At 40.1% G+C, this 13,491-nt stretch carries 18 protein-coding genes; 2 read left to right on the top strand and 16 right to left on the bottom strand.

What is annotated here, in order from left to right; translation table 11 throughout:
• Window positions 1-7: 7 nt before the first annotated feature.
• Both NSQ70_RS06920 and NSQ70_RS06915 read right to left on the bottom strand, forming a co-directional pair.
• Window positions 8-1,024, bottom strand: coding sequence for a thiazole biosynthesis adenylyltransferase ThiF (locus NSQ70_RS06920; RefSeq protein WP_326111656.1), 1,017 nt, complete (start codon window positions 1,022-1,024; stop codon window positions 8-10).
• A gap of 29 nt (window positions 1,025-1,053) precedes the next feature.
• Entirely contained in the window at window positions 1,054-1,635 is a 582-nt protein-coding gene (locus NSQ70_RS06915) for a molybdenum cofactor guanylyltransferase (RefSeq protein WP_243825204.1), read from the bottom strand.
• A gap of 83 nt (window positions 1,636-1,718) precedes the next feature.
• Here NSQ70_RS06915 and NSQ70_RS06910 point away from each other — a divergent pair, with 83 nt between their 5' ends.
• A complete protein-coding gene (locus NSQ70_RS06910; RefSeq protein ID WP_342502519.1) occupies window positions 1,719-2,636 on the top strand; it encodes a sigmaE regulated sporulation protein in 918 nt (305 codons plus the stop codon).
• A 62-nt stretch (window positions 2,637-2,698) separates the two neighbouring features.
• Here the strand turns inward: NSQ70_RS06910 and NSQ70_RS06905 are convergent, their stop codons facing one another.
• From NSQ70_RS06905 to ahpA, 3 genes are all read right to left on the bottom strand, one after another.
• Entirely contained in the window at window positions 2,699-3,280 is a 582-nt protein-coding gene (locus NSQ70_RS06905) for a hypothetical protein (RefSeq protein WP_007498648.1), read from the bottom strand.
• A gap of 482 nt (window positions 3,281-3,762) precedes the next feature.
• The gene (locus NSQ70_RS06900) at window positions 3,763-4,221 is read right to left on the bottom strand and encodes a TlpA disulfide reductase family protein (RefSeq protein ID WP_008345174.1); all 459 of its coding nucleotides are present in this window, start codon (window positions 4,219-4,221) and stop codon (window positions 3,763-3,765) included.
• A gap of 276 nt (window positions 4,222-4,497) precedes the next feature.
• Complete coding sequence (gene ahpA / locus NSQ70_RS06895; protein WP_007498654.1) at window positions 4,498-5,040, bottom strand: biofilm-specific peroxidase AhpA; 543 nt, start codon at window positions 5,038-5,040, stop codon at window positions 4,498-4,500.
• Between the two features lie 271 nt (window positions 5,041-5,311).
• Here ahpA and NSQ70_RS06890 point away from each other — a divergent pair, with 271 nt between their 5' ends.
• Window positions 5,312-6,121 carry a mechanosensitive ion channel family protein gene (locus NSQ70_RS06890; protein ID WP_096881345.1) on the top strand — a complete coding sequence of 270 codons (810 nt, stop codon included), beginning with the start codon at window positions 5,312-5,314 and terminating at the stop codon, window positions 6,119-6,121.
• A gap of 22 nt (window positions 6,122-6,143) precedes the next feature.
• Here NSQ70_RS06890 and NSQ70_RS06885 read toward each other — a convergent pair whose 3' ends face one another.
• The 11 genes from NSQ70_RS06885 to NSQ70_RS06835 all read right to left on the bottom strand — a co-directional run bounded on the left by NSQ70_RS06885 (window position 6,144) and on the right by NSQ70_RS06835 (window position 13,424).
• Window positions 6,144-6,386 carry a YkuS family protein gene (locus NSQ70_RS06885; protein WP_024424725.1) on the bottom strand — a complete coding sequence of 81 codons (243 nt, stop codon included), beginning with the start codon at window positions 6,384-6,386 and terminating at the stop codon, window positions 6,144-6,146.
• Window positions 6,387-6,436: 50 nt separating this feature from the next.
• Window positions 6,437-7,615 carry an N-acetyldiaminopimelate deacetylase gene (locus NSQ70_RS06880; RefSeq protein WP_052472187.1) on the bottom strand — a complete coding sequence of 393 codons (1,179 nt, stop codon included), beginning with the start codon at window positions 7,613-7,615 and terminating at the stop codon, window positions 6,437-6,439.
• 34 nt (window positions 7,616-7,649) lie between these two features.
• Window positions 7,650-8,360, bottom strand: coding sequence for a 2,3,4,5-tetrahydropyridine-2,6-dicarboxylate N-acetyltransferase (dapD, locus tag NSQ70_RS06875; protein WP_008347987.1), 711 nt, complete (start codon window positions 8,358-8,360; stop codon window positions 7,650-7,652).
• Window positions 8,361-8,469: 109 nt separating this feature from the next.
• Complete coding sequence (locus NSQ70_RS06870) at window positions 8,470-8,928, bottom strand: flavodoxin (RefSeq protein WP_008347989.1); 459 nt, start codon at window positions 8,926-8,928, stop codon at window positions 8,470-8,472.
• A 16-nt stretch (window positions 8,929-8,944) separates the two neighbouring features.
• Entirely contained in the window at window positions 8,945-9,838 is an 894-nt protein-coding gene (locus NSQ70_RS06865) for a hypothetical protein (protein ID WP_045034210.1), read from the bottom strand.
• On the bottom strand, window positions 9,828-10,304 hold the full coding sequence (locus NSQ70_RS06860; RefSeq protein WP_008347992.1) for a flavodoxin: 477 nt from the start codon (window positions 10,302-10,304) through the stop codon (window positions 9,828-9,830). Before NSQ70_RS06860 ends, NSQ70_RS06865 begins: the two co-directional genes overlap by 11 nt.
• 190 nt (window positions 10,305-10,494) lie before the next feature.
• Window positions 10,495-10,902: a DUF4275 family protein gene (locus NSQ70_RS06855; RefSeq protein WP_178897118.1), complete on the bottom strand. Its 408-nt coding sequence runs from the start codon at window positions 10,900-10,902 to the stop codon at window positions 10,495-10,497.
• Window positions 10,903-10,998: 96 nt separating this feature from the next.
• Window positions 10,999-11,880: a LysR family transcriptional regulator gene (locus NSQ70_RS06850; RefSeq protein WP_039168691.1), complete on the bottom strand. Its 882-nt coding sequence runs from the start codon at window positions 11,878-11,880 to the stop codon at window positions 10,999-11,001.
• A gap of 96 nt (window positions 11,881-11,976) precedes the next feature.
• Entirely contained in the window at window positions 11,977-12,420 is a 444-nt protein-coding gene (gene cbpB, locus NSQ70_RS06845) for a cyclic-di-AMP-binding protein CbpB (RefSeq protein ID WP_007498671.1), read from the bottom strand.
• Between the two features lie 147 nt (window positions 12,421-12,567).
• Window positions 12,568-12,759 (bottom strand): antirepressor AbbA, encoded by a 192-nt coding sequence (gene abbA / locus NSQ70_RS06840; protein ID WP_008347999.1) that lies wholly within the window; start codon window positions 12,757-12,759, stop codon window positions 12,568-12,570.
• 149 nt (window positions 12,760-12,908) lie between these two features.
• Complete coding sequence (locus tag NSQ70_RS06835; RefSeq protein WP_024719568.1) at window positions 12,909-13,424, bottom strand: ribonuclease H-like YkuK family protein; 516 nt, start codon at window positions 13,422-13,424, stop codon at window positions 12,909-12,911.
• Between the last annotated feature and the right edge of the window lie 67 nt (window positions 13,425-13,491).

Here is a 13,491-nt window from a genome sequence, read left to right as displayed (position 1 = left end):
CTCACTCCTATATGCCTAGCAGTCTTGCTAGTAATGAATTGGCTACTTTTTCATCATTTGTCCCATGGATTAATACACGTCCTCCTTTAAAACAAACGATACGGTGTCTTTCATAGCGTATATGAATTAAAAAATCGTTCACTTTCACCTCACAAATAGAGGACAGACGCTCTTTTACATGCTGAAATGAAAGGTTTTCTAAATCCTTCGATATGATTTGAACGGTGTCACGTCCACAAAGAACCGCTGTTTTTTTGCGCTGTTCCTGTAAATATGGATACGTTCTATTTGTGCCGCAAGAAGGACAGCTCTCCTGCTTCGTACGAGATACATCCATTTTAAACGAAGACGACTGCCACAAATCAAACGTGACAAACTTTCGCTCCATTTGCTCTTCATGCCCTGTTAAATATTTTAATGCCTCTGTTTGCTGATAAGCCGACACCATTTGGACAGCAGGAGAAATAATACCAGCTGTATCACATGTCAAACCCCCAACAGGCATTGAGGTAAACACACATGATAAGCAAGGTGTTTTGCCCGGCAAAATGGTCATATACATTCCCTGACTGCTCACACAGGCACCGTAAATCCAGGGCGTATTTGTTTCTAAGGATAAATCATTCATCACCATTCTTGTCTCAAAATTATCAGTCGCATCAATGACGATATTTGCTTTTCGGAATAAAGGTCTTAACAGCTCTACTCCTGCATCTTCAATAAGAGCGTGTATGGTCACTTCATGGTTGATCTCTTGGAGACGTTTTTTAGCCGCTGCCGCTTTTGGCACATGCATCTTTGCATCGTGTTCAGTGTACAGCTGCTGCCGCTGTAAATTTGAGAATTCGACATAATCACGATCTACAATCGTCAAAGTACCAATTCCTGAACGGACAAGCCCTTCAGCAGACGCTGTTCCAAGTGCACCAGCTCCAACAATAAGGACATGACTTTCGGCAAGCGCAGACTGCCCTTTTTCCCCTACCGGAGTGAACAAGATTTGCCTTGAATATCGCTCGTTCAATATTGTTCTCTCCTCCTCGTTTTTATGTATCATATCATACCGTTTTCAGGTAAATCGCTTCTTTTATTGATATTGTGAAATTCATTTGGTGCCACGTTCAGTTCGTCGGCTGGAACAACCTGGACGTGAAGTTTTTGTAATAAGTCTTTAATAGCTAATTGATTCTCTTTTAAGCACGCAGAAATAAACGGAAGACTGCGGCGGTGATAAAGCGCAAATAACGGCTGTAATCTTTCCTGCACCATCGGGACCACAGCATCTACATGCTCATGGCAATAAGAAGATAAAGCGACGGCTGTCTCTTTTCGTATGAATGGCATATCACATGCCGTCACTAAATACCACTCTGCTTCTTGCTTTTGCATAGCGGTATATATGCCTGCAAGCGGGCCATACCCACGCACCTGTTCATCATCTAACCAAACAGCTTGTTCCCCTCTTGCTTTGAAAAAAGGCAGAAGCTTCGGGTGACTGATGATGATGGTTTCCCCTTTCAAAAGTTGCTCTTTCACATGTTCATATAGTGGTTTCCCCTGATAGACATGACTTGCCTTTGGCCCTCCAAAACGCCTAGAAGCACCTCCGGCTAGTATCACATTCACTATTCTCATCATCTCATCCCCTTTGATATGGTTGTTCTAATCGCACTCATTTCGCATACTTTATTGATAACATGAATAAGGAGGGTCTACCTATGAACCGGCGCCATGCTTCTCCCCTATTCCATGATCTGTCTCAAGAAAATCTATTTTTAAAAGCTGAAACGGCCAAATATCAACAGATAATTTCAGATTTTCAGTCCACATATACTTATGCTAAAAACAAGAAGCTATCTCAAGAATATCATGAGATGAAAAAGGATTTCACTCAATTAAAACAACAATTGGATGAAATGACCATTGACCAGGACGAAGCATCATCTAAAATACAGGATCTCTCTTATAGCAAATCGGAATTATTACATAAAATCGTCCTTCTTCATGAAATGCTGCAAAAGGAAACCTATCATAGACGAAAAGAAACAGAGGAAAAGCACCGATTGCATTTGAAGGTTGTAAAATATAAGGAAATGTCTCAGCAACTACAGGAGCGATTACTAGACCAAGATAAACAGCTTGCAAAAGAGGAGAAAAAAGGAAATACTTTATCCGCTGTGATTGAAAAACTGCAGCAAACTCTAGGCGATAAAAACGCAGAGCTTCTTTTATTACAAGAAGGCGTGCGGCATCTACAGGAGCGTTTTTATGAAACACAAGAAAAATTACTGCAAATCGAAAAAGCAAAAGAAGCCATTTTTTATGAAACGCTCACGAGCTACCAAAAACAGTTAGCCGAAAGCGAGGAATGGATCGCTTCTCATTTTGCTGATATCGACCAGTCAGCCCAAACAAATGCCGAGCCGTTCTCACAAGACCCTATTTTGCAAACAACCGAAGAAATAGGACCGATTTTGAAGAAACTAAACGAACAAGTAGAAACGCTCCAGGCAAAAGTTGATGCGGTGCAGCGGAGTGGAGAGGTCATGACAGTGAAGATCGATGGATTTAAAAAACAGCGCGACAACATGCCCAAAGAACGAAAGATTGTCTATACAGTTGATCAAAAAAAGTGATCCGTTCATCACGTACGCAAGAAAAAACTGCTGGCATTTACGCCCAGCAGTTTCTTTTTTATTTATTCGTCTTCTGTTTGAATGTCGCCTTCTAAAATATACTGTCCGCGATAAGGTTTCTTCACTTCTGGGTACATTTTAATTAAGCTTTGCATAAACGTTGTCATATTTGGAATTTCAAGACCGCTCTCTTTTTCAATCTCTTTTTGAAGTTCAGAGCTTTTAATCGCCGCATTATGACGCTTTAATGTTTTGATTGCAGCTTCACGAAGCTTAGCTGCCTTTGATCCAGGTCTAGCTGTGCCTCTTCTGCGTCTTGTAGATCCTTCAGGAATACCTACAGGTGCACCATTTAGCTGACCTGTTCCTAAAGATGATGTAACGTTTGACTGCGTTTGCGCAGGCTGATTGTAGCTTCTCATTTCTTGTGCAGCCAGCTCAGCTAATACAGGCAACGAATCCGTTTTTCTCTCTGTACGCACTTCTTTTTTTGTATCTGTGACGAGACCTGTACCTTGACGGTCTAATTCTCTTAGTTTTGCGTAAATCGCATCTCGTTCAATTTGATATTCACGGATGACCTTTACTTCTGCTTCATTTAATTGTTCCAATCGTAAACGTAACGCTTCCCTCTCATTAAACAATGGATTTCCCCCTCATCATATAAAAAATATTCTATAGTAAATATTAGATTAGAAAACTAATTTTATCAACTATTTTTTTATCATTTTACAGTTTGCTATCAGATAGGTATTTCCAACTAAAATTTTGCCAAAGAAGAAAAATCGGCACCCATTTCATTGCCACTATAGGCTTTTGACCACCTTTAAAATATTGTAAAAATTTTGAATAAACGCTTATACTACTTGATTTATATAGTTATTTACCAAACTGAAATTTCTTTTGTGCAAAAACGTTCTGAATAGTAAAAAGTTAAAATCTTTACATTTTCATTTCAAAATAAAAATGTAAATAGGTCATAATACCTTTTTGTTTCAGGAAATTTTTTTAATGAAATCCCTCATTTTCTCTTTTCTTAGGCATTCCACCTACAATCATATTCATCCAGTGCAATATGCCTCCTATTTTTCCCCATGAAAAAACCCCCATTCATGGGGGGGAAAGCCTATTCTGCAGCCTTTTCAGACTCAGAAAGAACTCGATTGACACGTTTTTCAAGCATTTTCATACCGCTTCCGCCAGCTTGGAAGTGGCGTAAAGCACCTGTTTTATCGAATACATAGTAAGCTGGTACATATTCGTTCTCAAATGCTTCTGTTAATTTATGGTCGCTGTCTACAAAGATTGGCTGTGTGATTTCATGCTCATTTGCAACCTCTTTGATTTTTTCTAGATCTAGGTCATCCTCTGAACGTGGCATGTGAACTGCGATCACGTTTAGTTGATCCTTGTATTCATCACGGAATTGGTTCACTTGCGGCATCGCCTCTTTACAAAGGTGACAGCTAACTGACCAGAAGTGGATCAATGTTGGTTTATCACCAATTAATTCTTCTCTTGTTACTTCTCCATTTAACCATTCTTTTGCACCAGTTAGTTCTGGCATTGGTTGACGTAATTTCATTTTTAAGCGCCTCCATCCATTGTATGTCTCGAAACAAAAAGGTCTAACATCAGTTAGACCCCAGCATGTAGACAAACCCTCGCATTCTTTGTCAGTCCTGCGTGCTGGTGCTCACGAATGTCACATTCGCTTCGCGCCAGTACTCGTCCTTCCTAGGGCTGCAAAGGTTTTCTATCACGCTGAAAAGAAGACAAAGGGCTAAAATAAACAACATTTTAGCCCTTTGTCAACAATCTGAAGGTCTAACATCAGTTAGACTGTTTCTTCAACTATCAATTAAAGTGTTTTTTGACCAGGCTTCCAGTTCGCTGGGCAAAGTCCACCAGTTTGTAATGCTTGAAGAACACGTAGTGTCTCATCTACATCACGACCGATATTGTTGTGGAATACTGTTTGATATTGAAGTTCGCCTTCTGGGTTAATGATGAATAGACCACGAAGTGCAATTCCTTCTTCTTCAATTAAAACACCGTATTCTCTAGATACTGTGTGGTTTGTGTCAGCAGCTAGTGGATATTTTAATTCTCCAAGACCATTGTCTTTACGATCTGTGTTGATCCAAGCAAGATGCGTATGGATTGTATCAGTAGATACACCAATGATTTCTGCATCTAAATCTTCAAACTCATCATAACGATCGCTCATTGCTGTAATTTCAGTTGGACAAACAAAAGTGAAATCCATTGGATAGAAGAAAAGAACTGTCCATTTGTCATTTTTGATGTTTTCCTCTAAACTCACTTTACCAAATTCCTTATTAGCAAGTACTGCTTCCATTTCAAAACGTGGAGCTTGTTTTCCTACAAAACGCTCTGCCATATGTAAATCCCTCCAAAAATAATATCTTTATACAGACTTCTTAGCTGTATATAAAATGAGAATCAATAGGTTAAATTCTCATTTAGTTAATAACTTCACAAATATAATTATAATACTTAAGCGATTTTTAGTCAATATTAATTAATAATAAATTTAATTAACGATTTGTCACAATCTCTCGCTCCAACTATTAAAAGTTTAACATGACTTGCATAAGGGAACAAATGATTAGCTTCTCATTTCGCACATACATAGAAAGGTTTTGAAGATCATGAAAGCACTTGAACAAGTAGATTGGGTTTCCATCATCATGAATATCAGTATGATTTTGCTAAAACTCATTGCTATTTTTGTGATTTATTTTATCATCAGAGCGATTGGAAATAAGATGATTAAGCGTGCCTATTCAGCATTCTCTGAAAAGCATGATGTCTCTTTATCACGAGCTCAAACGCTGCAAAGTCTTACCTTAAATATTTTCGCCTACTTGCTGATTTTTATTCTAGTTGTGATGATCCTCGACTTATTTCATTATAACCCAACCGCCTTGCTGGCTGGGGCAGGTGTTGTAGGACTTGCCATTGGATTTGGCGCTCAGGGATTAGTGAGTGATATTGTGACAGGCTTCTTCATACTGCTGGAAAAACAATTTGATGTCGGCGAGTATATAACGGTTGCTGGTTTCGATGGGATCGTTGAACAAATTGGACTGAGAACAACACAGCTTAGAAGCTTTGATGGCACTCTTCATTTCATTCCAAACCGAAGTATACTTAATGTAAGCAATCATTCACGAGGGACGATGCAGGCACTCGTTGATATCGAATTATCCCCAGATGAAAATGTGGATCAGATGATCACCACTTTGCAAGCAGCCTGTGATGAAGTTCGTGAGAGCATGCCGCAAATCATCGAAGGTCCTCAAGTCGTTGGAGTGGAATCATTTGGCTCCTCATCCCTCGTCCTTCGTATCATTGCAAAAACTGAAACGATGGAGCAGTGGCGTGTCGAACGAATTCTGCGCAAAAAAATGAAAGAAGCACTTGATCTAGAAAAAGAGCAAAAAGAACCAGGATCATAAAATCCTGGTTCTTTTGTTTGTTTTATTGAACACGCTGTTCTACTTCTTGACAAATTTCATCAGCCGTCATACCTGACGCTGTAATGACAGATGCCTTTGTCGTTGTGTCTGAAATGCCAAGAACATTTGAATCTAACCCTGTAACCACATAGCAGTCACACTGATCCATTTGCTGTTCATTTTGAATACGTACGACATCATACCCTTTTTGCTTCAAAAGCTCTTCTACATCGGATAAAGATTGTTCTACACCAATTCTTGTCATAATCAAGAACACCTCCTGTACATAAGGTGTACAGGAGGTCATTTGATTATTCATTCACCTGCTTGCTTTTTAAAATAAGCCGTCATGACGTTCACAGCTGTTTCAATCGCATTTTCGTCAGGAGTCAGCTTGGCATGGTGCAGTCCATATTCTGAATCTACCCCTAACCAAAACATGAACCCAGGGTATTTTTTCAGCATGTAGCCGAAATCTTCTCCTGTCATCGCTTCTCTGCATTCAATGACATTCGCAAGCCCTTCTTCGGCTACATATGACATAAATTCCTCTGTCAAATCCTTTGAATTGTCCACTTCGTAATAAGCTGAAGGGTATCGAACTGTCGCCTTGCATTCGTAGCCAATTTCAATTCCCTTTGCCAGTGCTTCAATTCGTTTTCTCACCTTTTCCATAGACTCTGGCGAGAGCGTGCGAATGGTTCCATCCAGCTTTGCGTGCTGCGCAATGATATTTTGAGCAGTGCCACCTGTAATCGTGCCAACTGTAATGACGGCACTATCAAGAGGGTCCACATTACGTGAAATCACCGATTGCAGCTGCCCTACTAGTGCACTTGCAGCCACCACCATATCATTTGCTAAATGAGGGTATGCGGCATGCCCGCCTTTTCCTTCAAGATCGATCACAAGCTCACTCGTATTAGCAAATAATAGGCCCGGCTTTGTTGCAATCGTGCCGACTGGATATTCAGGTGCAATATGCAGCGCTGTAATAAAGTCTGGCGTCCACTTTTTTAGAACATCACTTGTAAGCATTGGTTCAGCTCCGCCTGGCCCTTCTTCTGCCGGTTGGAAAATAAATAGCAGATCTTCTTTGATTGGCTGATGCACGAAATGATCAATGATACCAAGAGCAATGGTCATATGAAGATCATGTCCACATGCATGCATGTGGCCCTCATGTACCGATTGAAATGGGTAGCCCGTTTCTTCAGGGATAGATAATCCGTCCATATCTGCACGATACGCAAAGACGCGCGTAGGATTTGTCCCTTTTACTTTCACAAAAAGTCCAGTCCGCCATGTTTCCATCTCGATTCGATCTGTTGGGTACGATTCGAGATGCTTGATGAGGTAAGCTTGTGTTTTAAATTCCTTAAAACCAAGCTCAGGAATTTGGTGCAAATCTCTTCGAATGGATATTAATTGCTCACGATTTAACAAGTGAACTCGCTTCCTTTCCTCTATACGAATAAGACGTGGATATATCATCCACGTCTATGTCTTCAGCTGCGAATTGTGTCAATTAAAGCTGACGCAGTTCTTGTTTGATTTCAGTTTTACCTTTTGTTTTTTCATCAATGTCTTTGATTTTCTTTGCAGGTGTACCTGCTACAACCGTGTAAGGCTCGACATCGTTCACAACGATCGCTCCAGCTGCTACAACTGCACCTTTTCCAATTGTCACACCTTCTAAAACAACAGCGTTTGCACCGATGACAACATCATCTTCTACTACAACTGGCTTAGCAGAAGGCGGCTCAATAACACCTGCAAGAACAGATCCCGCACCGATATGACAGTTCTTACCTACTGTCGCACGGCCGCCAAGAACAACGTTCATATCAATCATCGTACCTTCACCGATGACTGAACCGATATTAATAGATGCACCCATCATGATGACTGCATTATCGCCAATTTCCACTTGATCACGAATAATTGCACCTGGCTCAATACGTGCTTTGATGTTTTTCAAATCCAACATAGGAATCGCAGAGTTACGACGGTCATTTTCCACGACAACATCTTCAATTTTGTCTTTGTTTGATGCTAGAGCTTCTTGAATTTCGCTCCACTCACCGAAGACAACACCAGTATTACCTGTGATAAATGTTTTTGCATGTTCACCAAATTCAATACCTTCTAAGTCCCCTTTAATGTAGACTTTAACAGGTGTTGATTTTGTACTATTTTGAATAAATGAAATAATTTCATTAGCGTCCATTTGTTTCATGTATGTATGTCCTCCTCTTAATTTATACTTCATTACTGTACCAAAGGAGAGTTTTAATGACAAGTGAAAGAATTACTTGCGCCTTGGCAAATAAAACAAGCGGGCCTCTTTATCCCGCTTCTTGCTGGTGAAGATGAACAAATTGTCTACCAAAAGAAATCAATTCCTCTTCCTCGTTTCCTTCTGGATTCAGCTCAATTTTGATGGATGGTAGGACGATATCACCGCCCAGCTCCTTCACTTTTTCTTCAATTAAATCCACAGCTCCGCAAAAATGTTCATAAGATGTATCTCCAGAACCGAATACAGCAAATGCTTTACCCGTCAAATCAAGCTCTTCCATTTCCTCATATAGATCAATAAAATCATCTGGAAGATCACCATCTCCCCAAGTATATGCACCTAACAGAATGTGCGAGTAATCATGAAGAAGTTCAGCATCAATATCCATCGCTTCATGCCGGTCCACGCTAGCCCCAGCTTCCTTTAATCCTTTTTCGATTAAATCAGCCATTGCTTCTGTATTTCCTGACATTGTGGCATACACCAATAAAACTTTTTTCGTCACTTTTTCTTCCTCCTTATTAATGAATCAGTGCAGGTTCCTCATAAGGCCTGACAAACTTACTTTCATATAAACCCGCACAAAAAAAATTCTCCTTTTGATTGGCGACACGAAAACCGTGCCCTTTGATCGTATCAAACCACTTGAGCTCTTTTTGCTCTATATCAAGCTGATACACCTTAGAAAATCCATGCTCATCCTGTGAGGTGGTCACGTACACAATGCCGTTATCCTCTGACACATCCAAAAATGATTCCTCTCGCGCAAAAGCTTGTGATTGAATATCATGCAGCATATTTGTATGTAAGTCTAAAATTTGAACAGACCCTCTTTTCCCTTTTTTAGAGCCCAACGCACAGACAAGGAGGTGTTCCCTGCAAAGCAGCATAGAAGCAGTCATTCGGTGCTCTTCTCTGTTTAGGAGAAAAATCTGTTCACTTTGCAAGTCATACACCCATATTCCTCCATGCACCTCATGAATCTGCGTTCCAATATAAAGATAATCACCGGCTACACATAATGAACGAATCACAGGGGGCTGATTCACATGAGCAAACGGCTTCATAATTTCCCAGGAAATTCCGAAATCGGTTGACACATAAATACTATGCTTTCCATGTGCGCATACAAACCCATCTTTGCGTCCTGTAATAGACCAAACAACTGCATTTGTTGGAAAAGATGATAGCGCCCATGTGTGGCCCTCATCTCCTGATCGTATGACAGTTCCATTTTCACCAACTCCGAACAAATACGGACCAATATAACTGATAGCGTGGATTTTATGCTTGAGCTTAAAAAGCTGCTGCCATCCGCCTTCCACACTGTAATGAAAAATACCTTCTCGTTTGACAGCAACAAAGTAGCCGCCACTTTTAGACGCAGCAACAGCTGTCGCACCTTTATGAAACATGATTTTCAACTCTTTTCTCAGACAATGATGCCCACGTTAAAAAGCTTGTTGCAAACTCCTCACAGCACGCCACATCTTCATCTGTATCTGGCGCAAGTTCCATTTTCAATGTTTCAGGAAATACGGATGCACCTGTCGATTTCAGCATGTCATGAAAGGTATGAACAGCCTCGCAAAACTTCGGATAACTGTAATCGCCTGATCCAAATACCGCCGCTTTGATGTGACTAAGTTCAAGTGCTGAGACCTCTTCATAAAAATCTTCAGCTTCATAAGGTAAATCACCGTCCCCCCATGTATAAGAGCCGATCATGACATAATCGTATGAAGAAAGATCTTCTGCACTTGTGTCGTCAAATTCCATCATCTCTGTCTCTATCCCTTTTCCTTCAAGCGTTTGTTTTAAGATCGCTGCCATGTCTTCCGTATTGCCAGACATACTCGCAAATGCAATTAGTGCTTTCATCTATTGGTCACCTCATCTAAATGATAATCATTTTCAATTATTATATGTACACTTTAAATGATAATGATTTTCATTGTCAAATGTTTTATGAAAAGGTGCTGTTCAAAATAAACATGACGTACATCAAAAAACCGCTCATTCCAATTGGAAGGCGGCTATAATTGATCGTGACCCTATGTCACTCGTTTTTTTATTTCTGAATAAAATATGGACCGCAATCGGATTCGTGCGTCATCACAAATGTCCAATTTTCTTCCCAATCCATGACATACAGATCGCTATAGTCCATGTGTCCGTCTGTATACGGCAGTTCCTTCACTGACAGGTCATCGGCGTTTTCAAACAGATACGCTTCTTGAGTAAATTGATAAAAAATAGTACATGTATGCTTTGATTGCTGATGAAAGGCGTTTATCGCTGCCTCTTTTTCAAGGCATTCAACTTTTTCCCAGCTGCATAAGTGCCATAGGAAGCCATCCATCCCTATCTCTTTTTGTTCTTCTAAAGAAAGATGACTTGCAAAACGTCCACGCCATCTCTCGCGTAAATAAGTTCCCCACTTCGGTATATCCATCTTCTTTTTTTGTTGATTTCTCATCATTTCTTCCAGCTTTCTGCTTTTTCAGTAGATAAATCTATTAGAAACCTAATCAAACCACTTATCCTAAAAAAGCACCTCCTCTTCTAGAAGTACTTACACTGCCTCACTTTCAAGCATTTCTTTCACCACACCAACAAATGCTTGAACTTGTTTTAACTGAAAAGAGGCTTCATATCCTAACAGCCACGTGTCACGTCCGATTTGCTCTCCATTTGCGTCTACGAGCGGGGTTTTGTGTACGCTTTTCTCATGATCATATAAGGTGACCGAAGGCAAAATGGCGTAGCCGATACCGTGATAGGCCATTTGTTTACATGTCTCAATCTGGTCCACAAGAATCGTCTGTTTTGGCGACACTTTAAACTTTTGATGCCACCAGTGCTGAATTTCTTGATAATAGGTGCTATCACTTTTAAATTGAATAAACGGGCGTTCTGTCTCAATTAACTCATCCACGTCCTTGATGACAGAATCGACTAAATATAAATGATCGGTCATTAAGTATTCCTTTGTGCCCTTCCAATCAGGATTCCCGCGAATGATGCCAATATGGACATGGTCTTCATACAGACTTTTAAGCATCTCACTGCTCCAGCCTGTCACAAGAGATACTTTGGCATTTGGGTATTTCTCGACATACCGCTTCAGCACCTTTGGCAGCCAGTGCTGACCAATAATGGACGCAACGGCAAGCTTGAGTGTACCGTGAATTTCTCCTTCAAGCTCGTCAATTCTCTCTCGCACTCGATCCTGCTCAGTCGTGACCTCTTTGGCGAATTGAATAATCTGTTCGCCAGCTGAAGTGACTGTCAAGCCTTTTTGTGAACGAAAAAAGATTTTGGTTCCCCACTCTTTTTCAATCGTTTGCAGCCTTTGAGATAAGGCAGGCTGAGAGACAAAGAGCCGCTCTGAAGCCTTTCTCATATTCAATTCCTCACTAAGTACAACAAGCATATGTAACTCTTGAAGCTGCATGAACGCCCTCCTTCTCTTGATAAGTTTTTCTTATTTTATATAGTCATTATATAAATAATAGCTTATGAAGGCAAAAAAAATAAGCTGGGCTACAGCTCATTTTTTTGCGGAATGAATGACTTCATTTAAGCGCTTTAATACAACACGCCGAGTGAAAATTCCTTCGAATACTTGCTCTTCATTTTCCACACAAACAAATCCATTATTCGTCACAGCGTGAACGCCTTTTAAAACAGGATCCGTCGTTTTCAGTCTTGGAATATCTGATAGCATGACCTCTTCTACCTTCAATTGGTCGAGCTTTTCAAATTCAATTCGTTCTAAGCCAAAGATTTTATCCATGATCATATTTGTTCCAATTAACCCATGAAGGTGATAAGAAGCATCCAGAACAGGTATCGCTGTATATCCTGTTTTTGTCAGGACCAATAGGGCGTGCTCAAGATTATTTCCAATTTGAACGTGTGCCACTTTATCTGCATCAATCATATGCTCAGCTACTGTTGACTCAAGTAATTGAGCCGGTTCTATCTCTATCATGTTTCTTCGACCCCTTTTCTCTCAATCATCAATCATACATTCCCCTTTAACATTAAGCATAAACTAAAACGAATTTTGTCGAAAGATTTTTTTTCTGCATAAAAAAGATACTCAGCGTAGAGTATCTAATAGAATGTTCAATCGATATTAATTCTCAAACCTTACTCTGTCATACAATGTGATCAATTTCTTATACGTATTGTCGTCGACATTTTTTGTTCCACATTCTATATCATTGATCTCACTGCTTAGTAATTCGACAGCATATTCCTGATTCAGTAATACGTTTAATAATAGCTTTTTCTCTTCTTCATTAAAACGATTTTCGATGACGCTCATTCAACATCAGGCCCCCTGTTTCATATATGCTTTTATATTGATTAGCAGGCGTTTGAATGTCTGCTTCCTCTCTATACAGCTAGAATAAGGAACTAGAATCGAATCGTCAACCGCACGTTTCGACAACGTTTGGAGAAAAATGACGGAATTTATTTTGTGTATCGATTGGCGTAGCAAAATGCTGCGTATGAGTCGGGTTTTATTTTTGCTTCAATTCCCATGGCTGTGATCATTCCGGTCATTTCCTGGATCAGCTCTTTTGTACTTCCTTTTTTGCCAATATCTAGATGGACTTCAAAACGAAGGTCTGCCCCTTCCTCAGCAAACGGAAGAAGCAAATCCATCAGTTCTGTTAAAGGTCCCTCAAGGATGTCTGCACATACCTTTTGGCTAAACGCTGTCTCTAATGAAATTTTTTCTCTAAGACTTTGTACAGGCCGATTCAACACTTGCTGCGTGAGACAGCCCCAAGCTCCTTTGCCGATCCGGTGAAGATGAATTGCAGTCATAAATCTTGTGACATTCTGATTGACCTGAGAGTCCGTACCAATTGATAGTACATAAACAGATCTCGGGTCTTTCTGAATAAAGTCTTTCATTCTCATGACAACATCAGAAAACGCTAAATGCTCTTCAGAAAGATTAAAGAAAAAAGAATCACTCACAGAAAGGAACTCCTTTTTAATGGTCTCTTATCCGAATATTGCACTGAATGATCATCTTCCATTTGTT

The organism is Bacillus sp. FSL R5-0397 (assembly GCF_038593395.1).
GTDB classification, from domain to species: Bacteria; Bacillota; Bacilli; order Bacillales; family Bacillaceae; genus Bacillus; species Bacillus altitudinis.
This window is presented reverse-complemented; position numbering and strand designations above follow the sequence as displayed.